The following is a 21,105-nucleotide window of genomic DNA, read 5'->3' on the forward strand; positions in this document are numbered from 1 at the left end:
CGGGAACCGCGGTCTTCCGCCTCCCGTCCGCCTCCGCCTCCGCCTCACCGGCCGGTCCGCGCCGGTCCGCCACCGCTCCGGGCGACGCACGAGGACCACCGTGCGCCGGTGTGGCCGTCGTGCGTGCGCCCGGCCCCGCGACGCGTCGCGCTCAGCGCACCGGGTGCGGCAGCCGCACCCGTACCAGCGTGGTCTCGACCCGGCTGTCGACGAGCCGCCCCTTCGCGTCGAAGGCACGCGGCCCGTCCGTCATGCCGAAGTCGTTGTCGTTCAGCAGGACGAGCGTCCGGTCGCCCTCCACCGCGATGCCCTCGATCTTGCCGGGCACGCCCTTGACCCCGTTCAGGTCGGCCACGAGCCGCTTGGGCAGCACGGGAACCCCGGCCCCGGCCGGCTCGGGCAGCTCCTCCACCGAGGGCTTCGCGGCGGACTCCCAGCGGGTGCGGAGGATGTCGTTGCCCGGGCGCAGCCGCACCTCGTGCAGCCGGGTGGACTTGTCCGTGCGCTCCTGCACCAGCAGCCGGTTCCCGCCGAGCGCGACCAGCGCGGAGATCTTCAGCTCCGAGGTCTTCTTCTGCCCGGGCTCCACGACGCCCACCGGGTCGAACCGGTACACGTACTCCGCCGTGACCTTCCCCCGGCGCGGCGAGAAGCGCAGCAGCCGCGTCGTCCGGGACTCCTCCACGGACTCCTTGCCGGGATTCAGCAGCGGGCTCTGCAGCCCGAGCACCAGGTCCCCGTCGGGCAGCAGCGCCAGCCCCTCGAACCCCCGGTTGATCTTCCGCTTCAGGAACACCGCCGGCAGCGACTCGACCACCCGGTACCCGGCCCCCTTCAGGTTCAGCCCCTTCGGCACGTGCCGCTCCAGCACCCGCCCGTGCGCCGACACGTGCACCAGCGAGGGCCCGTACTCGTCGACCAGCCAGAAGCTGCCGTCCCGGTCCTGGACGATCCCCTCGGTGTCCAGCCCATCGGGGTTGTACGTCAGCGGCTTGGCGGCCTTGTAGTCGTACGGAGCCTCGTCGCGCCCGGCCTGGTTCGGCAGCCCGGTGACGGGCCTGCCCTTCGCCGTCGTCAGCGGAATGGACCGCAGCACCTCGACGCGTCCGCCCACGGCCCTGATCTTCACGATCGCCGGATTGAACCCGGGAACCGGGAACGTCCGCCGCTTCTCCTTGCCGACCTCGATCTGCCCGTTGGGCCCCCGGTCGGTCACGGTCCAGAACTCCCCGTGCCGCCCCGCCGGATACAGGTCGCTGCCGATGCCGCCGAGGTCCACGCCGCGGTCGTCGTGCACGGTGCCGGGCAGCAGGCGGTTGCTGAACTTCGCGAGCGGTATGTCCGGCAGCGTCGCCGTCGACACGACGCGCGGCCCGTCGGGCCGGTGATGCGTGGGAGCAGTCGCGTCGGCGGTCCCCACCACGGTGGTCAGCGCGAGCACGGTGGACATCGGCAGCACGACGGCGGCGGGGCGACGCAGGGCACGCGGATTCATGAGCAGGACAACTCCCTCGGAACTTCACAGCACTTCGCCCGTGGTGGAAGCCCACGGCGACAGCGCCATGATCAGCGGCACCGCTCAACGACGAGCGACGCGGACGTGACGCCGGGACGACTCCTGGGTGAACCCGCGCGTGCGCCCGGTGCCGGGTCCGGGCGGCGCCGCGGTCGCGCTCGTGCCCGGCACCGGGCCGGCCGCCCCGCGGGGCGGCGCGGACGATCCCGCCGGGCCGGCTGGAACGCCGGCCGCGCGGACGGGGTCCGTCCGCGCGACCGGCGAACGCCGTGAGCCGTCGGTATCAGTAGCGGTCGAGGATGAGCTGTGTCTTCAGGATGTCGCCCCGGTACAGCCACCCGTTGGCCTCGGCGGCCGCGACGGACTTCCGGTGCAGTTCGGCGGCGTCCGTCCGGGAGTCCGTCTTGAAGGAGAGCTCCACCACGTACTCCGTGCCCGTGCCGCCCGCGCCGACGACCGGCAGGACCTCGATGCTCGCGTCGTCGGAGCCGCCCCACGCACCGCCGTACACCTTCGCCGTCACCGGACCGTGCGCCCGCGAGGAGCCCAGCGCGTTCGTCGCGTCCTTCAGCTTGCCGGGGGCGTCGGCGACCAGCCAGCCGCGGCCGGTGTCGCCGGACGGGAGGGAGGTGCCGGGGTAGTTCTTGGCGCTGCGCTTCGTCTCGTTGCTGAAGCTCAGGGTCTGCTTGGCGTACCCCCAGTCGACCTCCGTCTTGTACGCGGAGTCGCCGCTGTCGAAGCCCGCCGCGCGGGCCGTCTTCAGGGCCGCGTCGAGGTCGCCGTCCGTCACCGGGAAGCGCTTCTTGTACGTCTCCTCGAAGGACGAGCCGTCCTTGTGGCGCAGGCGTACGCTCCACCCCTTGGCGTCGAGCGCGCGGTCGTCCGTGTCGTAGTAGCTGTACGAACGGGCCTTGGCCGCACCGGTGATGCCGAAGGCCTTGCGCACCGCGGCACTCGGCGCGTGCGAGCCGTCGAGCGCGGCGGCGGTGAGGTTGATCTTCACCTCGTACGAAACGGCGCCGTCGGCGGCGTGCGCCGGAGCGGCGGGGGACAGCAGCGCGGCCGAGACCGCGAGCGCGAGCGCGGGACCGGCGGCGGCGGGGCGCAGGAGCCGGGCGGGGGCCTGAGTGAGGAGGTTCATGCGGCCGATGATCACCGGGCCGCATGACCTCCCGGCAAGGAGCGGATGAACCGGAGGCGGCCAACAGCCCCCGGAGCGCGCCCACTTCCCGCCGCCTGCGAGCCCTGCTTCGCGGCGTCCGCCCGCGGCTCGCGCCACCTGTGAGGGCCTACTCCGCGGCGTCCGCCTGCGGCTCGCGCCACATGCCCCACAGCGTCGGACCGCCGCCCGGCAGCTCGAACTCCTCGCGCACGCGGAAGCCGAAGTGCTCGTAGACGGGTACGTTCGACGGCTTGGAGGACTCCAGGTACACCGGCTGACCCGCCGCGTCGGCCTGCGCGAGCCCCGAGCGCAGCAGCGCCGACCCGTGCCCCTGGCCACGTGCCTCCGGGTCCGCGCCGATGAGCGCCAGCGACCAGTGCGGCTCCTGCGGGGCGTGCTGGGCGGCGGTCCGCACGGCGGCGCCGAACTGTTCGGCCCGCTCCCCGAGGATGCCCGTCAGCACCTCGATGGTCGCCGCGTCCGGAACGGCCTTCTCCTGGGCCTGGGCCGGCACCCAGAAGGCCGCCGCCGACGCGGTGCGCTCGCACAGCCCGTGCAGGACGTACTGCCGGGTGAACAGGGTGCTGAAGTACCGCGCGAGGGAGTCCTCGCGGGTGGCGTCATCGGTGAAGAACGACAGCATCATCGGGTCGTCGGCGAACGCGCGGGCCAGGGTCCGGCTGATCTGCGCCGCGTCGTCGACGGTTGCCGTCTGAGGGGTGATCGTTATCGGCATGGCCTCATTCTGCACACCGCCCGCCTGCGCGAAGGCGGGGGGTGCGGAGGGCCCCGGCCGGCGGAGCGGCCGGGTGCGACGGCCGGCGGACCGCACCGACGGTCCACCGCGTGACAATGTGCCCGGAACAACGAGCACAGGGGCACTCACGCCCCCTGCGTCCAGGGGAGTCACCACATGCGCACTCTGATCAGCACCGCCTTCGTCTCGCTCGACGGCGTCGTCGAGGCCCCGGGCGGCGAGGAGGGCTACCGCAACTCCGGATGGACCTTCAAGGACATCGAGTTCCTGCCGGAGGCCTACGAGATCAAGGACCGGGAGCAGCGGGAGGCCGCCGCCATGCTGCTCGGCCGCACCAGCTACGAGGCGTTCAGCGCGGTGTGGCCGGACATGGAGGACTTCGCCCGGTACAGGACCCTGCCCAAGTACGTCGTCTCCACCACCCTCGCCGAGGACGCCCTCGTCCCGAACTGGGGCGAGACGAGCATCCTGCGCTCCCTGGAGGAGGTCGCCGCGCTGAAGCGGACCGAGGGCGGCCCGGTCGTCGTCCACGGCAGCGCCGCCCTCACCCGCTCCCTCGCCGACGCGGACCTGATCGACCGCTACCACCTCCTGGTCTTCCCGTTCCTGCTGGGCGCGGGCAAGCGGCTGTTCAGCACCGCCGACAAGGACGCCCGCAAGCTGCGGCTGGTCGAGCACGAGGCGTACGCCAACGGCATCCAGAAGAACGTCTTCGACGTGGTCCGCTGACGCGGAGCCGGGCGGGCGGCCCGCACACGCGGGGCCGGCCGCCCGGCCCCGCACGCGGTGCGCGCCGGGCCCCCGCCGTGAGCCGTGTCTCAACCGGCGCCACCGCCTTGTTTGTGCAACAAGTTGCATAGCAGGATCGCGCTGGAAGAGCGTCTCGACGCGTCCGCCCGTACCCTCCCCGAAAGGCACCCCCCATGGCCGCCGCCCCCCTCCTCTTCAACCCGCAGACCTACGACCCCCAGGGCTTCGACGCCGAGACGGGCAGGCTGCTGCGCGCCACCGTCGACTGGTTCGAGGCACGCGGCAAGCGCCGGCTCATCGAGGACTACCGCAGCCGCGCCTGGCTGGCGGACTTCCTCGCGTTCTCGGCGAAGGAGGGACTGTTCGCGACCTTCCTCACCCCGGCCGCGGACGCCGGGGACAACCCCGACAAGCGGTGGGACACCGCCCGCATCGCCGCCCTCAACGAGATCTTCGGCTTCTACGGGCTCGACTACTGGTACGCCTGGCAGGTCACCGTCCTCGGCCTCGGCCCGGTCTGGCAGAGCGAGAACGCCGACGCCCGCGCCCGCGCGGCCGCCCTCCTCGACCAGGGCGAGGTCTTCGCCTTCGGCCTCTCCGAGAAGTCGCACGGCGCGGACATCTACCACACCGACATGCTGCTCACCCCGGACGCCGACGGCGGTTTCCGCGCCACCGGCTCCAAGTACTACATCGGCAACGGCAACGCGGCGGGCCTGGTCTCCGTCTTCGGCCGCCGCACCGACGTCGAGGGCCCCGACGGTTACGTCTTCTTCGCCGCCGACAGCCGCCACGAGGCGTACCACCTGGTCAAGAACGTCGTCGACTCCTCGAAGTACGTCAGCGAGTTCCGCCTGGCGGACTACCCGGTCACCGCCGCCGACGTCCTGCACACCGGCCGCGCCGCCTTCGACGCCGCGCTCAACACCGTCAACGTCGGCAAGTTCAACCTGTGCACCGCCTCCATCGGCATCTGCGAGCACGCGATGTACGAGGCCGTCACCCACGCGAGCAACCGCATCCTGTACGGCCGCCCCGTCACCGCGTTCCCGCACGTGCGCCGCGAGCTGACCGACGCGTACGTCCGGCTGGTCGGCATGAAGCTCTTCAGCGACCGCGCCGTCGACTACTTCCGCACGGCCGGCCCCGACGACCGCCGCTACCTGCTCTTCAACCCCATGACGAAGATGAAGGTGACCACCGAGGGCGAGAAGGTCATCGACCTCATGTGGGACGTCATCGCCGCCAAGGGCTTCGAGAAGGACAACTACTTCGCCCAGGCGGCGGTCGAGATCCGCGGCCTGCCCAAGCTGGAGGGCACGGTCCACGTCAACCTCGCCCTGATCCTGAAGTTCATGAAGAACCACCTCCTGGACCCGGCCCCCTACGAGGGCGTCCCGACCCGCCGCGACGCGGCCGATGACGACTTCCTCTTCCGTCAGGGACCCGCCCGGGGCCTCGGCGCGGTCCGTTTCCACGACTGGCGCCCGGCGTTCGACGCGTACGCGAGCCTGCCCAACGTGGCCCGGCTGCGCGAACAGGCCGACGCGCTGTGCGAGTTCGTGAGGACCGCCGCCCCGGACGAGGAGCAGAGCCGCGACCTGGACCTCCTTCTCGCCGTCGGCCAGCTCTTCGCGCTCGTCGTGCACGGCCAGCTCATCCTGGAGCAGGCGAAGCTGACGGGCCTCGACGAGGACGTGCTCGACGAGCTCTTCGCCGTCCTGGTACGGGACTTCTCGGCCCACGCCGTGGAGCTGTACGGCAAGGACTCGGCCACCGGGGCGCAGCAGGACTGGGCGCTCGCGGCCGTCCGCCGGCCCGCCGTGGACGAGGAGCGCTCGGCCCGCGTCTGGCAGCAGGTCGAGGCGCTGTCGGGCACGTACGAGATGGCTCCCTGAGGCGGAGGGGCGGGACGTACGGACGACTTCCCGAGCCCCTTGGGCGCGTCCCGCGGGGAAGGCGCCGGCGACAGCCGTGTACCTTCCCCGCATGGCGACCATCCACCACACCACAGTGACCCCCACCAAACTCGAACTCCTCACCGCGTGGCTGCCCACCCGCCCCTGGTACCAGGGCGCTTCGGCCCCGGAGCTGGCCAAGGCCGGCGGCTTCCGGCTGGAGGACCCGGAGGGCGAAGTGGGCCTGGAGTTCATGGTGGTGACGGACACGTCCGGGGCGAGCCCGGTCACGTACCACGTCCCCGTCACCTATCGCGGCGCACCGCTCGAAGGGGCCGCCGAGCAGGCCCTCATCGGCACGATGGAGCACGGGGTGCTGGGGAAGCGCTGGGTGTACGACGGCCCGCGGGACCCGGTCCTCGTCGCCCAGTTGCTCGCCCTGCTCCAGAACCGGTCCGAGCCGCAGCACCAGAACCTGAGCGACACCCCGGACCCCACCGTCACCGCCCGCACCACGGGTCCCGCGCTCCCCGCCGGACTCGTCCCCGGCGACGTACGCGACGTCCACGAGGAGCCGCACGCCACGACCCTCGTCGTGGGCACGGGGGAGGCGTCCGGCGCGCTGACCCTCGCGGTGACGCGCGTCCTGGGCGCGCCGGCGGCGGACGGGTCCCGGGCCTACGTCACCGCCCCCTGGACCGCCCCCGACACGACGACACGCGAGGGCACGTTCGCCGCTCTCCGGTGAGGCCGGGCGGTGCGGGAGGCCCGGGGGCCCGGTGCGGTCCCCGGCAGCCCGGTGCGGTCCGGCGACTCGGTGAGGTCCGGCGGGGGGAGGCCCGGCTGGGGGAGCAGCTTTCAGCGCCCGCCGGACTCCGCCGCGGCCTTGAGGTCGCGCAGCCACTTCTCCAGGCCCTCGCGCAGGACCGCTCGGGCGGCGTCCTCGTGGGCGTCCACCACCGCGCCGGTGTGCGTCTCCTCGGTGGTGACCCGGACCCCGCCCCTGACCTCGGTGAACCTCCACACGTGCACGCCGTCGATGCGCAGGCCCTCGCCGACGGCCGGTCCGGTCCAGCGGATGCAGGAGCCGCGCTTGGCCTGCCGGACGGTCGAGGTGATCTCCAGACTGGTGGCGGGCGTCGAGGGGTTGGGCGGAATCGGTGTCGTCCAGCGGAACGCCGAGCCCGCCCGGAACGGGCCGTGGTCCAGGCGCCGCACATCGGTGATGCCGGGCTGCCAGGAGGGCCAGCGCTCCACGTCCGTCTGGAGCTTCCAGACGGTGTGCAGGGGCGCGTGGACGACGATCTCGGTGCGGTGGCGGACCCGGGCGCCGGGGTCGACGCCCTTGCCCTTGCAGGTGAGCGAGGTGGCGGAGCCGGTGGGCGTCGCCGCCGCCGGTGCCGCCGCTGCGCCCAGGGCGCCGGTGGCGAGCAGCGAGACGGCGAGCAGGGCGGCGCGGGTGCTGCGGATCGCGGACATGGGTGTCCCCTCGTCAGGTCGGTGGCAGAAAGGGCGGATCGCGGCGCTGGAGCTACAAGCCGCTTTGTTCGTTACAAGGTATAACTGCCTCGAACGTGAGGGGTCAATAGTTCCGTGATAGGTTCTAACGAAAATTGGGTGACCGGCGGAAAGGGCGGCGAGCCGTGGTGAAGAAGGAGGAGCGGGCGGCCGCGGAGTCCCCGCGCGAGCGCTACCGCGCCCAGGTCCGCGCGGAGATCAAGGAACACGCCTGGCAGCAGGTCGCCACGGCCGGGGCCTCAGCGCTCTCCCTCAACGCCATCGCCAAGCGGATGGGCATGAGCGGCCCCGCCCTCTACCGCTACTACGCGAGCCGCGACGACCTGATCACCGAACTGGTCAAAGAGGCCTACCGGAGCCTCGCCGACACCCTGCACGACACCGCCGCCACGGGCGCCGACCTGCGCGCCCTCGCCCACACCCTGCGCGACTGGGCGCTGGAGGACCCCCACCGGTACCTCCTCGTCTACGGCACCCCCGTCCCCGGCTACCACGCCCCCGACGACGTCACCGGCGTCTCCGACGCGATCATGAAGACACTCCTCGACGCGTGCACCGCCGCCCTCGCCGCGCGCCCGGCCACGCCCCCCGCCCCCGGCTTCCTCGCCGGGCACCGCGAGTGGGCCGCCGGGCACCCCGCACCGCCCGCGGCACTGCGTCTCGCCCTGGCGTTCTGGACCCGGCTGCACGGCGTCCTGTCCCTGGAACTCGCCGGGCACTTCGCCGGCATGGGGTTCGACCCCGCCCTCCTGTTCACCGCGGAACTCGACGACCTCGCCCCCCGCTGACGTACCCGGCCCCCGCCCCCGCCCGGCGCCGGTGCCGGACGTTGACCACCGACGCCTTCGCGAGCGCCGCCGGGCTCAGGAACCGCGCCGGACCGATCAGCCGCGACGCGAACAGATGCATGTGCCGCGCCACCGCCGTGTCCCGCGCGGCCGCCGAGAACATCAGCCGCTCCACCGGGTTGAACGGCCGCGACGCCGCGAAGTCCGCCGCCAGGAACTGATGGCCGCGCAGCCGCCGCCCGTGGTTCCTGGCGTACACCGCCAGCGCCCGGTCCAGCTCGACCCGCCCCGCGACGGCCGGGGCGACCGCCCTGGCCAGCCACTGCGCGGACTGCAATGCCCACCCGCACCCCACCCCCCACAGCGGATCGCCGGTCAGCGCCGCGTCGCCGACGAGCGCGAGGCCCGGAGCGGTCGGCCTGCGGCTGTGCAGCGGGTAGTCGACCGTGCCGGTGATCTTCGTGACGCGTTCGGCCGCGTCGATGTCCGGAGCGTCCGGGAGCGCGCGGACGAAGGCGAGGAAGCTGCCCTCCAGGTCCTCCCGGAAGGCGGGCAGGTGCTTCTTGTCCGGCAGCACGGTCAGCACCGTCACCCCGTCGTCGTTGGGGAACGCGTACGCCATGTCCGGTTCGAGGAACCAGGCGTGGCTGAGCCCGTCCCGCAGCACCAGGTTGCGGTAGTGCGCCAGATACCCGAACCGCCCGTTCCGGTGCTCCCGCACCGGCACCCCGGCCAGCCTCGCCACCGCCGAGTCCTTGCCGTCCGCCCCGACCACCAGCCGGGCCCGCAGCTCGCTCTCCCCGTCCGCCGCCGTCACCCGCACGCCCGCGACGCGCGCCCCGGCGCCCTCCCGCAGCAGCCCCGTCACCCGGTGCCCGAGCAGCAGGTCGACCCCCGGAGTGTCCGCCGCCAGCGACCTGATCAGCGGGTCCAGCGTGCTGCGCCGGATGTTGTACCCGATCGGCAGCTCCCCGTCCGCCCCCGCGCCCCACGGCTCGATCCACCCCCACCGGGTGTGCCAGCGCGCCTTGTTGGGCACGGCCCCCGCCCGCTCCAGCACCGGTACGAGTCCCAGCTCGGTCAGCACCGGGTGGGCGCAGGCCGTCAAGGAGTGCGAGCACAGGGTCTTGTACGCGGCCGGGTCCGCGTGGCGCTCCAGCAGCGCGACGCGCACCCCGCGCCGCGCGAGCAGGATCGCCGTGGCGCACCCGGCGAGGCTCGCCCCGCTGACGACGACGTCGTAGTCGCGCACGGCGCCGCCACCGGTGGCACTCATGCGTACGGCACTGCCGTTCACGGCACCCGCGCGCACGGCGCTCTCGCGTTCCGCACGGCCGCATTCCGCACTGTCGGGCGTGTTCATGCGCGGCGCTCTCCCTCGGGACGGGGCCGTACTGGGGAGTAGTACGGTGTCTCCCGCCCCTTCCCCACCAACTTCCGTGTTTACACCGGCGAGTTGGCGCCCGCCGCCGCCCGGGGGGTGCGCCGCGCCGCCCGGACCGGAAGGGGCGGGACCGGCTAGCGCCGGGTCACCGAGCGGATCCAGGCGAGCTGCTGCGAGACCTCCCCGGCCTCGGCGCTCTGCTCCCGGTCGGAACCGTTGAAGACGCCGAGCAGCACCTCCTGGCCCTGCGGGGCGATGCTCATGACCGGCCCGCCGGAGTCGCCCCCGGCGGGGATGCCGGTCCCCTTCACCATGCAGAAGTCCGGGCCGCCGGGCAGGGTGTGGCCCGAGCACCGGGGGTCGTCCGGCCGGACGACCTTGAGGTCCGACTGCTTGAGCACGGGGGACTGGCAGGCGTCCTCGTCGGTGGTGCAGGTCGCGCCCCACCCGTACTGCCGGACCTTCAGACCGGGCCGGACGGGACCGGTGGCCAGTTTCGCGGCGCGGACCCCCATCGGCGCGACCTTGACCAGCATCATGTCGGCCTTCGCGCTGCCCACCCGCTTCCCCGCCAGCGGGCGCACGGTGGCGCCCTTGCGGACGTCGAGGCTGCCGACCTTGAACGAGATCCGCTTGTCGGCGACCGGCTGCGCCTGCTCGTAGAAGCAGTGCGAGGCGGTGAGGATCCACTGGTCCGTGACGGCGGTCCCGGTGCAGGCCGGTTTTCCGTCGACGAGCATGCGTACCGCCCAGGGGCCGTACGTGCTCTTCGCGCCGCCGATGACGGCGGAGGCCGGCGCGGTCGACATCACCGACCCCGTCCCCAGCAGCAGGGCGGACAGCAGCAGGGCACGCAGGCGACGCGTCATGGTCAGCGGTTCCTCTCGTCGGTACACGGGCCGGCCCGCGGGTCTGCACGCGGGCCGTACGCAGGGTCAGAGGGGCCGGCGGGCCCGAACGGTTCCACCCGGGGGCCGCCCGGATCGCCGGACGGGGCAACCGCGCGCCTGCGGGGGAGCACGGCAGAGGGCCCGCCGGCGCTCTTCGGCGCCGGCGGGCCCTCGTTCCCGTGACGCGGGGCCTCAGACCAGGTCGTACCGGTCCAGGTCCATGACCTTCTGCCAGGCGGCGGCGAAGTCCTTGACGAACTTCTCGTTGGCGTCGTCGCTCGCGTACACCTCGGCCACGGCCCGCAGTTCGGAGTTGGAGCCGAACACCAGGTCGGCGCGGGTGCCCGTCCACTTGACCGCGCCGCTCGCGTCGCGGGCCTCGAACTCGTCCTGCGCGGCGGAGGTCGACTTCCACGCGGTGCCCATGTCCAGCAGGTTGACGAAGAAGTCGTTCGTCAGCGTGCCGACGCGCTCGGTGAGGACACCGTGCTTCGAACCGCCCTGGTTGGCGCCCAGCACCCGCAGACCGCCGACGAGCACGGTCATCTCCGGGGCGCTCAGCGTGAGCAGGTTGGCCCGGTCGAGCAGCAGGTACTCGGCGGGGAGGCGGTTGCCCTTGCCGAGGTAGTTGCGGAAGCCGTCCGCGGTGGGCTCCAGGGCCTCGAAGGACTCGACGTCCGTCTGCTCCTGGGAGGCGTCGACGCGGCCCGGCGTGAAGCCGACCTCGACGTCCACGCCGCCGTCCTTGGCGGCCTTCTCGACCGCGGCGGTGCCCGCCAGGACGATCAGGTCGGCCAGTGAGACCTGGCGGCCCCCCTGGGCGTTGAAGGACTCCCGGACGCCCTCCAGGGCGCGCAGCACCCGGGCGAGCTCGTCCGGGTTGTTGACCTCCCAGTTGCGCTGCGGCTCCAGGCGGACGCGGGCGCCGTTGGCGCCGCCGCGCTTGTCGCTGCCGCGGAACGAGGCGGCCGAGGCCCAGGCGGTGGAGACCAGCTGCGCGACCGTGAGGCCCGAGCCGAGCACCCGCTCCTTGAGCGCCGCGATGTCGGCCGCGTCCAGCAGCTCACCCTCGCGCGCCGGCAGCGGGTCCTGCCACAGCAGCACCTCGGAGGGGACCTCCGGGCCCAGGTAGCGGGCGACGGGGCCCATGTCACGGTGCGTCAGCTTGTACCAGGCGCGGGCGAACGCGTCGGCGAACTGGTCCGGGTTCTCGTAGAAGCGGCGCGAGATCTGCTCGTACACCGGGTCGAAGCGCAGCGACAGGTCCGTCGTCAGCATCGTCGGGCGGTGCTTCTTCTCGGCGTCGTAGGCGTCCGGGATGATCTCCGGGGCGTCCTTGGCGATCCACTGGTGGGCGCCCGCCGGGCTCTTGGTGAGCTCGTACTCGAACTCGAAGAGGTTCTTGAAGAAGCCCTGGCCCCACTGGGTGGGCGTGGCGGTCCAGGTGACCTCGAGACCGGACGTGATGGTGTCCTTGCCGACGCCCGTGCCGTAGGTGTTCTTCCAGCCCAGGCCCTGCTGCTCCATCGGGGCGGCCTCGACGTCGTCGCCGACGTTGTCCGCCGGGCCCGCGCCGTGGGTCTTGCCGAAGGTGTGGCCGCCGGCGATGAGGGCGACGGTCTCCTCGTCGTTCATCGCCATCCGGCGGAAGGTCTCGCGGATGTCGCGGGCGGCGGCGAGCGGGTCCGGGTTGCCGTCGGGGCCCTCGGGGTTGACGTAGATCAGACCCATCTGGACCGCGCCGAGCGGGCTCTCCAGGTTGCGGTCGCCCGTGTAGCGGGTGTCGCCGCCGAGCCACTCCGTCTCGGGGCCCCAGTAGACGTCCTCCTCCGGCTCCCACACGTCCTCGCGGCCGCCGGCGAAGCCGAAGGTCTCGAAGCCCATGGTCTCCAGGGCGACGTTGCCGGTGAGGATCAGGAGGTCGGCCCAGGAGATGGACTGGCCGTACTTCTTCTTCACCGGCCACAGCAGCCGGCGGGCCTTGTCGAGGCTGACGTTGTCCGGCCAGCTGTTGAGCGGCGCGAACCGCTGCTGGCCGGCGCCGGCGCCGCCGCGGCCGTCGCTGATGCGGTACGTGCCCGCGCTGTGCCAGGCCATCCGGATCATCAGCGGGCCGTAGTTGCCGAAGTCGGCCGGCCACCAGTCCTGGGAGTCGGTGAGCACCGCGGCGATGTCCTGCTTGACCGCGGCGAGGTCGAGCGCCGCGAAGGCCTTCGCGTAGTCGAAGTCCGCGCCCAGCGGGTTGGACACCGCGGGGTTCTTGGCGAGGATCTTCACGTTGAGGCGCTCCGGCCACCACTGCCGGTTGCCGCCGCCCTGCGTGGGGTGCGCGGCGCGTCCGTGCGCGACGGGGCAGCCGCCGGTCGCCTCGGCCGCCTCGGTCTCCTCAAGCTTCGGGTCGGTGACGATCGCGTCGTGGTTGTCAGCCATGGGGTCCTCTCCAGCTGGGCAGATCAGTGAATCTCGGCAAATCGCAGCAGATCTCATGCACTTCGATGAGCGGTGGCCGGTACGGACTGCCGTGTCCTGTCGCGTGGCCCGTGGCCCGTCGCCAAGAAGCGATCCTATGATGGACTGGGTCCAGGTCAAGAAGCGCACCTGTTCCATGTTTCGTCAAAAATATGACAACGGCTCCTGAACGCGTCGCAACAGGGCGGCGCGATTCCGCGACGCGCGGCAGCGGCCGTCTCTCGACACCGACGGGGTGGTTCGTCATGAGTGACCTGCTTGAGCGCCTGCGCGGGCGCGGCTGGCGGATGACTTCGCAGCGGCGCGTCGTCGCGGAAGTGCTCGACGGCGACCACGTCCACCTCACGGCCGACGAGGTGCACGCGCTGGCGGTGGGCCGCCTGCCGGAGATCTCCAGGGCGACCGTCTACAACACGCTGGGCGAGATGGTCTCGCTCGGCGAGGTCACCGAACTCTCCACGGACGGCCGCGCCAAGCGCTACGACCCCAACGCCCACCGCCCGCACCAGCACCTGGTGTGCTCGGGCTGCGGCGTCATCCGTGACGTCCACCCGGCGGGCGACCCCCTGACGGACCTCCCGCCGGACCAGCGCTACGGCTTCACGGTCTCGGCGGCGGCGATCACGTACCGGGGGCTGTGCCCGGGGTGCTCCTGAGGACCGGCCGCCGCCCGCGCCCCCGCGGTCCGGGTCACGCGCTCCCGCAGCGCTCGCGCAGCAGGTCGACGCCCTCGCCCTCGAGTTCGTCGCAGTACGCGGTGCGGCCGGTCATCGCCATGACCAGAGCCAGGGTCGAACCCGAGACGAGCGCCCCGGAACCGGTCGTGAAGGGCCCGTCCTCCGCGACGAGCCGCAGGCCGCCCAGCCGTCCTTTGGCGAGGACGACGAGGTCGGTGCCCGCGTAGTACTCGGCGACCCGCGTGACCGTTTCGACCGGCGGCCGGCGCGCGATGCCCAGCGGGTGCCGGATGTCCTGCCCGTGCACGAGCGTCTCGCCGAGCACGGCCAGGACGGGCAGCGGCGGCTTCGTCGTGCTGCCGATCGACTGCCGGAACCGCTCCAGCGTCTCGGCGGGAGTCGCCCCGAGCTGTTCCGCCAGCCGTACGGCGACCTGCTTGTCGAAGTCGAACCGGCAGCGGATGACGCCCGCCAGCCAGCGCACGGAGTTGAGCCGCGCCGAGACGGTGAGGTGCGCGAGCACCTCACGCACCGTCAACTCCGTGCACAGGGAGCGCGTTCGCCACTGCTCGTCGGTGAGGTGCGCGAGGTCGTCGGCCAGCGCGGCGCGCTCGGAGTGGACCAGGGGCCAGTCGGTGGACTTCATCGGGGCGGGTCTCCTGTCGGGTTCCGGTGTCGAGGGGAGACTCCCGGCAGGGCGGGAAGTCATCGCTCCGCCCGCCGCTGTCTTCACCGGCCGGACCGCAGCACCCGGAAGCGGTCCGGGGCGGACGGGTCCCGGTCGGCGACCTGTACCGGGGCGTCGGCCCACTGCCACACCGTGCTGCCCGGGGTGCGGGAGAAGCGGATCGGTCCCCGGGTCCCGTCGACCGCGAGGACCGGCCAGGAGGCGGCGACGCGGGCGCGGTCGGCGCCGTGGGTGCGCAGGGCCTCGGTCAGGACGGCGATCGAGTCGTACCCCTCGAAGGCGACGAAGGACGGTGCGGAGCGCAGACGTTCCCGCAGCTCCTTCCCGACCCGGACGCCGAGGGGCCCGAGCTGCTCGGGCAGGTAGCGCAGGAAGGGGATGCCGGCCCCCGACCGCCCCTCCCACCCTTCCAGTTCCGGCTGCCCGGCGGGTGCGCCGAGGAGGAGGTGCCCGAGCCGTGGGTCGCCGCGTACGGCGGAGACGAGCGGAAGTGCCGGTTCGGGGTGGCCGGCCAGCAGCAGGAGGGCGGTCACCCCGGCCGCGGCGAGCGCGTCGCACGCGGAGGCGACCGAGTGCGTCCCCATGTCGACCTCGGTGACGTCGCCGCCGTGCGGGGCGAGACAGTCACGCAGGATCCGGGTCCCGGCCGCCCAGTAGGCGCTGTCCTGCGTCGCGACGGCGATCCTCCGGTGCCCCGCCTCCCGCAGATGGTCCGCGTACACCCGCCATCCCCGCGACTGCGGTGGCGAGAGCCGCGCGACCCAGTCCGAGGGCTGTTCGGTCAGTACGTCGAGAACCGACGACGAGCACAGGTACGGCACGCGCCGGGCGTCGGCACGGGTCGCGACGGCCCGGGCCACGACGCTGTGGTACTCACCGGCCAGCGCCACCACACCCGCCGCGGCCAGCTCGTCCACGGCACGGGCGGCCCGCCGCGGATCGGCCGCGGTGTCCCGCACCAGCAGCTCGATCTCCCGCCCGCCGACACCACCGGAGTCGTTGGCGTGCCGCACCCCCAACTCCAGTCCGGCGAGGAGCTGTTGCCCGGCCCCGGCCCAGCCCGGACTGCTCAGCGGAGCGAAGGCGCCCATACGGACGGGTGGTGTGCCGTTCATGTGCGTTCCTGCTTCCCGGATCGACGGGCCGACCTCTCCCCGGGCGGCCCGGCCGGTCAGCTTAGGGCGCGCCCGGCCGCCGCGGTACGGGTTTCGGGCGCCGCGAGGCTCCCCGCCCCTACCTCCGCGGCCCGGCGATTCCGTACGCCAGCAGACCGCAGGCCCCCAGGGCCCCCGCCGTCCACGCGGCGACCGTCGTGTCCGGGGCGGAGAGCATCCAGGTCAGGATCCGCGTCGCTGCGTTCGGCGCGGGCGGTACGACGAAGGCCGCCGCCGGCCAGGTGAAGGCCGGAAGCCACGCGTACCGCTGCCCGCAGCACGCCGCCCCGATCCCCACCAGCCCCATCAGCCCCGCCGTGTCGCGCGCGACCAGACCCACCGACGGCTCCTGCCCGCTCAGCGCGTGCACCGCGAGCAGCGCCGCCCCGGCCGACGCCCCGCCCAGCACCAGGTGCGCGACCCGGCGCGGGAACCAGGCGAGCGCGGCCGTGCGGTCCAGCGCGAGGTCCTGGCCGCCCAGGCCGGCCGAGACGGCCACCGCGCCCACGGTCAGGGCGAGCGCGGACAGCCGGGGATCCGCCGGCCCGGCGGACCCGTCGGCGGCGGCCCCGGTGAGAGCCCGGGTGAGGGCCCACAGCGCCGCAGCCCCGGCCGGGGATACTGACCCCGTGGGAATGCGCACAGCACTGCTCGGACCGGTCCGGGTCTACGACGGCGACGGAGTTCCGGCCGCCATCGGCGGTACGAGGCCGAGAGCGCTGCTCGCCCGGCTCGCCCTCGCGGCGGGCGACACGGTCCCGGCGGCCGAGCTCATCGACGCCCTGTGGGGCGCGCACCCGCCCGCGAACGCCCTCAACTCCCTGCACGCCCTGGTCTACCGGCTGCGCAAGAACCTGCCCGAAGGGCGCCTCCTGGAGTCCGCCCCGGCGGGCTACCGGCTGGCCCTGCCCCGGGAACGCGTGGACGCCCTCCGCTTCGCCGACCTCGCCTCGCGTGCCGCCCGCGCGCTCGCCGACGCGCCGCAGGAGGCGAGCGCCCTGCTCGGCGAGGCGCTCGCGCTGTGGGAGGGGCCCGCGCTCGCCGACGTACGGGACGCGTACTTCGCGGACGCGGCCGCCGTCTGGTGGGAGAACGCGCGCGCCCAGGCGCAGGCCGACCACTGGGAGGCGGAACTGCGCCTCGGCCGGGGCGCCTCGATCCTGTCCGACCTGGAAGCGGCCTCGACGCTCGACCCCCTGCGGGAGCGCCTGGCCGCGCTGCGCGTCCGCGCCCTGTACGCGGCTGGCCGGCAGTCCGACGCGCTGGCCGTCTTCGACGACGTACGCAGGCGGCTGTCCGAGGAGCTGGGCGTCGATCCGTCCCCCGTGCTGCGGGAGGCCCACCTCGCGGTCGTGCGCGGCGAGACGGCCGATCCCCCCACCGCGCCCGACCCCGTCGCCGCCCGCCTCCCGGCCCGTCTCACGTCCTTCGTCGGACGCGAAGCCGAACTGGCCCTGCTGGGAAACCTGTTGACCACCTCGCGCCTGGTGACCGCGGTCGGTCCCGGCGGCGTCGGCAAGACCCGGCTGGCGCTGGAGGCCGCGGCCGCGCACCGGTCGTACCGGCAGGGCCGTGCGTGGTTCGTCCCGTTGGCGGGTGCACGGGATCGCGCCGGCCTCCTCGACGCGGTGCTCGGCGCCCTGGGCGGCCCGCGTGGGCGGCCCGTCGTCACCGCGGACCCGCTGGACCGGGTCGCCGCCCTGCTCGGCGGCGACGAAGCCCTTCTCGTGCTCGACAACTGCGAACAACTCACCGACGCGGCGGCCGAGTTCGTCCAGGGGATACTGGAACGGCGGCCCCGGCTGACCGTTCTGGCCACCAGCCGCGAACCCCTGGACGTCCTGGGCGAGTCGCTGTGCCGCCTCGCCCCGCTCCCGCTTCCGGAGCCGGCCGCCGGCCCGCGCGAGAGCGCCGCCGCCCCGGCCGTACGGCTCTTCCTCGACCGGGCGGGGGCCGCGCGGCCCGGCTTCGCCTGCGACGCGACCACCGTACGAGCCGTGGGCGACGTGGTGCGCGGGCTGGACGGGGTGCCGCTCGCCCTGGAGCTCGCCGCCGCCCGGCTGCGCTCGATGAGCGTCGAGCAGATCGCCCGGCGCCTCGACGACCGCTTCCGGCTCCTGTCGTCCGGCAACCGCGCGGGCCCGCCCCGCCAGCGCACCCTGCACGCCGTGATCGGCTGGAGCTGGGACCTGCTGGACCACCAGGAGCGTCTCCTCATGCGGCGGCTGGCCGTCTTCCCCGCCTCCGCCGGGGCGGCCGCCGTCGAAGCGGTCTGCGCGGACGACGACGCCCTGCCCGCCGCCGACGTGCCCTACGTCCTGGGCGCGCTGGTCGACAAGTCCCTCGTGGAACGGGCCGGGGACCGCTGGCGCATGCTGGCGAGCGTACGGGCGTACGCCGCCGAGCAGCTCGACGCGGCGGGGGAGCGGGCCGCCGCCGAGACCCTCCTCGTCCGGCACTTCGCCGAACTCGCCGCCCGGCACGAGCCGTTGCTGCGCTCCGCCGGGCAGGAGGCGTCGTACGGGCTCTTCACCGTCGAGTACGACAACCTGGTGCACGCCCTGCGCACGGCCGTCGGCCGCCGGGACGCGGACGCCGCCGCCCGCCTCCTGAGCCCCCTCTCCTGGTACTGGCACGCGCTGCGCTGGGACGCCCGCGCCGACGCGCTCGTGGCCTCGGTGTGCGCGCTGGGCGAGGCGCTGCCGCCGGACGCCCGGGCGGCGTTCACCGCGCTCCGCGTGCTGACCGGCTCCGACGCCCCCGACGCGGACCGCGTACGGGCGGTCGTCGAGGACTGCGCGCGCACCGGCGCCCTGGAACGCTGCCCCACGGCCCTGCTGCCGACGCTCTCCGCGGCCCACCTGCTCGGCCTCGACGCGCTCGTCACCCGCCTGACCCGCGACATCCGCGAGCGCGGCGACCACTGGGCCACCGGCTGCACCCACCTCGCCGAAGCCCTCGCGCACCACGAGAACGGCGACTGGACCGCCCTGGCCGGGGCGACGGCGAGCGCGCTGCGCGCCTTCGAGGCCTCGGGCGACCGCCTCTGCACGGCCATGGCGCTGGCGGGCACGGCACGGGTGCACTCCGTCCGGGGCGAGCACGACGCCGCGATCGCCGCGTACGGGCGGGGACTGGCCCTCGCACCCCAGGACGCGGTGTCGTACCGGCTGGGCCTGGCGGCCGAACGGATGCGCGGCGGCGATCCGGCGGGGGCCCGGCACGATCTCGACGCGGCCGACCGGGCGGCCCGGCAGCGCGGCGACGCCCTGCTACGGGTCGGCGTCCTGGCCTGCCGGTCCGAACTGCACCGCCGCTCGGGGGAGCCGGCGGCCGCCGAAGCGGAACTGGGCCGTCTGGAGGCGCTCGCGGCGGCCTCCTCCCTCCCCGCGGAGGAGGTCGCGCACTGGGTCGCGCCGGTACGCATGGCCAACCTCCTGGCCGCGGGCGACGCGGTACGGGCCCGGGAGGCGCTGCCCGGCGCGGTCCGGGCCGCCTTCGCGCACCGGAACACCGCCCTCGCCGCCCAGCAGGTGGCCGCCCTGCTGCTGGCGGAGGGGGACGCGCCGGGCGCGGCGGCCGCGCTCGGCACGAGCCGGGCGATCAGGGGCGCGTTCGACGACGGCGACCCGGAGCTGCGCGGGCTCACGGCCGCACTCGTACGGCGTCTGGGCGAGGACGCGTACGCGGCGGCGTTCGCCGAAGGCGCGGCCGTGCCGCGGGCCCGGGCGCTCGACCGGCTGCGGGAGGCCGCCCGCTGACAGTGCGGGCCCGCCGCTGTCAGAGGACGCTCAGAGCGCTGTCATCGCGGGCCGCGAGGCTCTTCCCCGTACCGAGGAACAGGCGGACGACCGCTCCGGAAAGGGAGCCGGGAGGCCGCCCCGGAGAAGGGAACGCCATGACGCACCCCACGCACCCCGACGACACCCCGGACGCCCGCCGCGCGAAGGTCCAGGAAGTGCTGGACTGGGCGGTGGCCGAGGTGGGCGTGCCCGGCGTCGTCGCCGAGGTCGGCGACGCGGACGGGCACTGGTTCGGCACGGCCGGCGTGGCCGACCTGGAGGCCGGGACGGCACGTCAGCGGGGCGAGCACCTGCACGTCGGCAGCGCGGGCAAGGCCTTCACGGCGGCCACGGTCCTGGCGCTGGAGGCGGAGGGCAGGCTGAGCATCGAGGACCCGGTGGAGAAGTGGCTGCCCGGCGTCCTGAGCGTCGCCGCCAACGGCTACGACGGCAACCGGATCACCCTGCGGCACCTCCTCAGCAACACCGGTGGCCTCTTCATCACCGGTCTCGCCCCGGAGATTTCCCACCGGTACGCCACCCGCGGCGCGCTCGCCGAGCACCGCTTCGACCTGTGGACCACGCGGGAACTCCTCGAACTCACCGTCTCCCAGCCCCCGTTGGCGGAGCCCGGCGAGGTCTTCGCGTACTCCAACGGCGGCTTCTACCTGGCCGGCGCGGTCATCGAGGCGGTCACCGGCAACAGCTACGCCGAGGAGGTGGCGCGGACCGTCGCCGCACCGCTGGGCCTCACCCACACGTTCGTACGGCCCGCGGGCGACACCCTGTACCCGGAGCCGTATCCGCGGGCGTACTCCGGGCTGTTCCTGAAGGACGGCGTGAACCCCGAGGACGTCACGGCCGAGAACTGGCGGTCGATGTTCGAGGAGCCGGGGCTGCCGCCGCTCGACACGACCGAGTACAACAGCTCGTGGGCGTGGGCGGCAGGAAACGTCGTCTCCACCGTCTCGGACATGCTCCAGGTGATCCGGGCGTTCGCCGCCGGCACCCTGCTGCCCGAGGCGCAGCACCGGGCGATGTGGACCACGGTCTCCACCGAGGGCGCCCACTGGATGCCGCACTCCCGCTACGGCCTCGGCGTGTTCGAGCTGGACCCGGCGGTCACGGGCGGGCTGACGCTGCGCGGGATGGGCGGCAGCATGCAGGGCTCGCACATCGTGTGCGTCGGCACGCCGGACGGCGAGCGGACGATCACCCTGCACACCAACACGGAGTTCAAGACCTGGGAGGTCATGTTCCGGGCGGTCGAGGCGGCGTTCGGGACGCCGAGGGTGTCCGGGCTGTAGGAACGCCCGACCGGGGGCGTGGCTCGTTCCCGCCCCTTCGGGATCGCTCCGTTCCGCGGTGGGTGGCGGATCGCTAGGATTCCGCCATGGCGACAACTCAGCTGAACGCGCGCGTGCCCGAGGAGCTGGCCGCGCGGGTGCGCGCCTCCGCCTCCCGGGCCGGGATGGACCTCGGTGACTACGTCGCCGCGGTCCTGGAGGCGGACCAGGCCGCCGCGTCGGGCGGCCCGGAGCTCCGGGCGGCACGGGCCCGGATGCACGCGGCGGCGGCGTACCGGATGTGGCTGGCGGACGGGCGGCCGGAGCGGGACGCGATGAGCGTGGACGAGGTCTTCGGCGACTGAGGCGCGAGGCACGAGGTATGA

Annotated in this window: 18 protein-coding genes; 8 read left to right on the top strand and 10 right to left on the bottom strand. The window is 73.8% G+C overall.

The window, feature by feature from the left end:
- Nucleotides 1-151: 151 nt before the first annotated feature.
- The 3 genes from ACIP93_RS17655 to ACIP93_RS17665 all read right to left on the bottom strand — a co-directional run bounded on the left by ACIP93_RS17655 (nucleotide 152) and on the right by ACIP93_RS17665 (nucleotide 3,414).
- A complete protein-coding gene (locus ACIP93_RS17655) occupies nucleotides 152-1,495 on the bottom strand; it encodes an esterase-like activity of phytase family protein (RefSeq protein WP_401759875.1) in 1,344 nt (447 codons plus the stop codon).
- A 304-nt stretch (nucleotides 1,496-1,799) separates the two neighbouring features.
- Nucleotides 1,800-2,657, bottom strand: a complete 858-nt coding sequence (locus ACIP93_RS17660; protein ID WP_345219482.1) for a hypothetical protein — start codon at nucleotides 2,655-2,657, stop codon at nucleotides 1,800-1,802.
- 148 nt (nucleotides 2,658-2,805) lie between these two features.
- Complete coding sequence (locus tag ACIP93_RS17665) at nucleotides 2,806-3,414, bottom strand: GNAT family N-acetyltransferase (protein WP_401759878.1); 609 nt, start codon at nucleotides 3,412-3,414, stop codon at nucleotides 2,806-2,808.
- A gap of 177 nt (nucleotides 3,415-3,591) precedes the next feature.
- Here ACIP93_RS17665 and ACIP93_RS17670 point away from each other — a divergent pair, with 177 nt between their 5' ends.
- The 3 genes from ACIP93_RS17670 (at nucleotide 3,592) to ACIP93_RS17680 (ending at nucleotide 6,831) form a co-directional block, all read left to right on the top strand.
- Nucleotides 3,592-4,164, top strand: a complete 573-nt coding sequence (locus tag ACIP93_RS17670; protein ID WP_345219484.1) for a dihydrofolate reductase family protein — start codon at nucleotides 3,592-3,594, stop codon at nucleotides 4,162-4,164.
- Nucleotides 4,165-4,358: 194 nt separating this feature from the next.
- Nucleotides 4,359-6,083 (top strand): acyl-CoA dehydrogenase family protein, encoded by a 1,725-nt coding sequence (locus tag ACIP93_RS17675; RefSeq protein ID WP_401759881.1) that lies wholly within the window; start codon nucleotides 4,359-4,361, stop codon nucleotides 6,081-6,083.
- 91 nt (nucleotides 6,084-6,174) lie between these two features.
- A complete protein-coding gene (locus ACIP93_RS17680; protein WP_401759884.1) occupies nucleotides 6,175-6,831 on the top strand; it encodes a 1,4-alpha-glucan branching protein in 657 nt (218 codons plus the stop codon).
- A gap of 110 nt (nucleotides 6,832-6,941) precedes the next feature.
- On the opposite strand, the gene ACIP93_RS17685 is transcribed toward ACIP93_RS17680, so the two are convergent.
- Nucleotides 6,942-7,562 carry an SRPBCC family protein gene (locus tag ACIP93_RS17685; protein WP_401759887.1) on the bottom strand — a complete coding sequence of 207 codons (621 nt, stop codon included), beginning with the start codon at nucleotides 7,560-7,562 and terminating at the stop codon, nucleotides 6,942-6,944.
- Between the two features lie 164 nt (nucleotides 7,563-7,726).
- Between ACIP93_RS17685 and ACIP93_RS17690 the strand changes: the two genes are divergently transcribed.
- Nucleotides 7,727-8,389 (top strand): TetR/AcrR family transcriptional regulator, encoded by a 663-nt coding sequence (locus tag ACIP93_RS17690; RefSeq protein ID WP_401759890.1) that lies wholly within the window; start codon nucleotides 7,727-7,729, stop codon nucleotides 8,387-8,389.
- Here ACIP93_RS17690 and ACIP93_RS17695 read toward each other — a convergent pair.
- From ACIP93_RS17695 to katG, 3 genes are all read right to left on the bottom strand, one after another.
- On the bottom strand, nucleotides 8,355-9,752 hold the full coding sequence (locus tag ACIP93_RS17695; RefSeq protein ID WP_401759893.1) for an NAD(P)/FAD-dependent oxidoreductase: 1,398 nt from the start codon (nucleotides 9,750-9,752) through the stop codon (nucleotides 8,355-8,357). The two genes, ACIP93_RS17690 and ACIP93_RS17695, sit on opposite strands and share 35 nt — an antisense overlap.
- A gap of 155 nt (nucleotides 9,753-9,907) precedes the next feature.
- Nucleotides 9,908-10,642, bottom strand: a complete 735-nt coding sequence (locus ACIP93_RS17700; protein WP_345219490.1) for a trypsin-like serine protease — start codon at nucleotides 10,640-10,642, stop codon at nucleotides 9,908-9,910.
- 213 nt (nucleotides 10,643-10,855) lie between these two features.
- Nucleotides 10,856-13,093 (bottom strand): catalase/peroxidase HPI, encoded by a 2,238-nt coding sequence (gene katG, locus ACIP93_RS17705; RefSeq protein ID WP_345219491.1) that lies wholly within the window; start codon nucleotides 13,091-13,093, stop codon nucleotides 10,856-10,858.
- 284 nt (nucleotides 13,094-13,377) lie between these two features.
- On the opposite strand from katG, the gene ACIP93_RS17710 reads away from it, so the two are divergent.
- Nucleotides 13,378-13,788, top strand: a complete 411-nt coding sequence (locus tag ACIP93_RS17710; RefSeq protein WP_401759897.1) for a Fur family transcriptional regulator — start codon at nucleotides 13,378-13,380, stop codon at nucleotides 13,786-13,788.
- Between the two features lie 34 nt (nucleotides 13,789-13,822).
- Here the strand turns inward: ACIP93_RS17710 and ACIP93_RS17715 are convergent, their stop codons facing one another.
- The 3 genes from ACIP93_RS17715 to ACIP93_RS17725 form a co-directional block, all read right to left on the bottom strand.
- Complete coding sequence (locus ACIP93_RS17715) at nucleotides 13,823-14,455, bottom strand: maleylpyruvate isomerase family mycothiol-dependent enzyme (RefSeq protein WP_401759900.1); 633 nt, start codon at nucleotides 14,453-14,455, stop codon at nucleotides 13,823-13,825.
- Nucleotides 14,456-14,538: 83 nt separating this feature from the next.
- The gene (locus tag ACIP93_RS17720; RefSeq protein ID WP_401759903.1) at nucleotides 14,539-15,612 is read right to left on the bottom strand and encodes an ABC transporter substrate-binding protein; all 1,074 of its coding nucleotides are present in this window, start codon (nucleotides 15,610-15,612) and stop codon (nucleotides 14,539-14,541) included.
- Between the two features lie 118 nt (nucleotides 15,613-15,730).
- Complete coding sequence (locus ACIP93_RS17725) at nucleotides 15,731-16,294, bottom strand: hypothetical protein (protein ID WP_401759906.1); 564 nt, start codon at nucleotides 16,292-16,294, stop codon at nucleotides 15,731-15,733.
- Here ACIP93_RS17725 and ACIP93_RS17730 point away from each other — a divergent pair.
- From ACIP93_RS17730 to ACIP93_RS17740, 3 genes are all read left to right on the top strand, one after another.
- Nucleotides 16,287-19,412: a BTAD domain-containing putative transcriptional regulator gene (locus tag ACIP93_RS17730; RefSeq protein ID WP_401760597.1), complete on the top strand. Its 3,126-nt coding sequence runs from the start codon at nucleotides 16,287-16,289 to the stop codon at nucleotides 19,410-19,412. The two genes, ACIP93_RS17725 and ACIP93_RS17730, sit on opposite strands and share 8 nt — an antisense overlap.
- Before the next feature lie 137 nt (nucleotides 19,413-19,549).
- Nucleotides 19,550-20,740, top strand: coding sequence for a serine hydrolase domain-containing protein (locus ACIP93_RS17735; protein ID WP_401759909.1), 1,191 nt, complete (start codon nucleotides 19,550-19,552; stop codon nucleotides 20,738-20,740).
- Between the two features lie 86 nt (nucleotides 20,741-20,826).
- Nucleotides 20,827-21,084, top strand: a complete 258-nt coding sequence (locus ACIP93_RS17740) for a hypothetical protein (RefSeq protein WP_345219497.1) — start codon at nucleotides 20,827-20,829, stop codon at nucleotides 21,082-21,084.
- The last annotated feature ends 21 nt before the right edge of the window (nucleotides 21,085-21,105 follow it).

It is taken from the genome of Streptomyces sp. NPDC088745, from assembly GCF_044751045.1.
Taxonomy (GTDB): Bacteria; Actinomycetota; Actinomycetes; order Streptomycetales; family Streptomycetaceae; genus Streptomyces; species Streptomyces cremeus.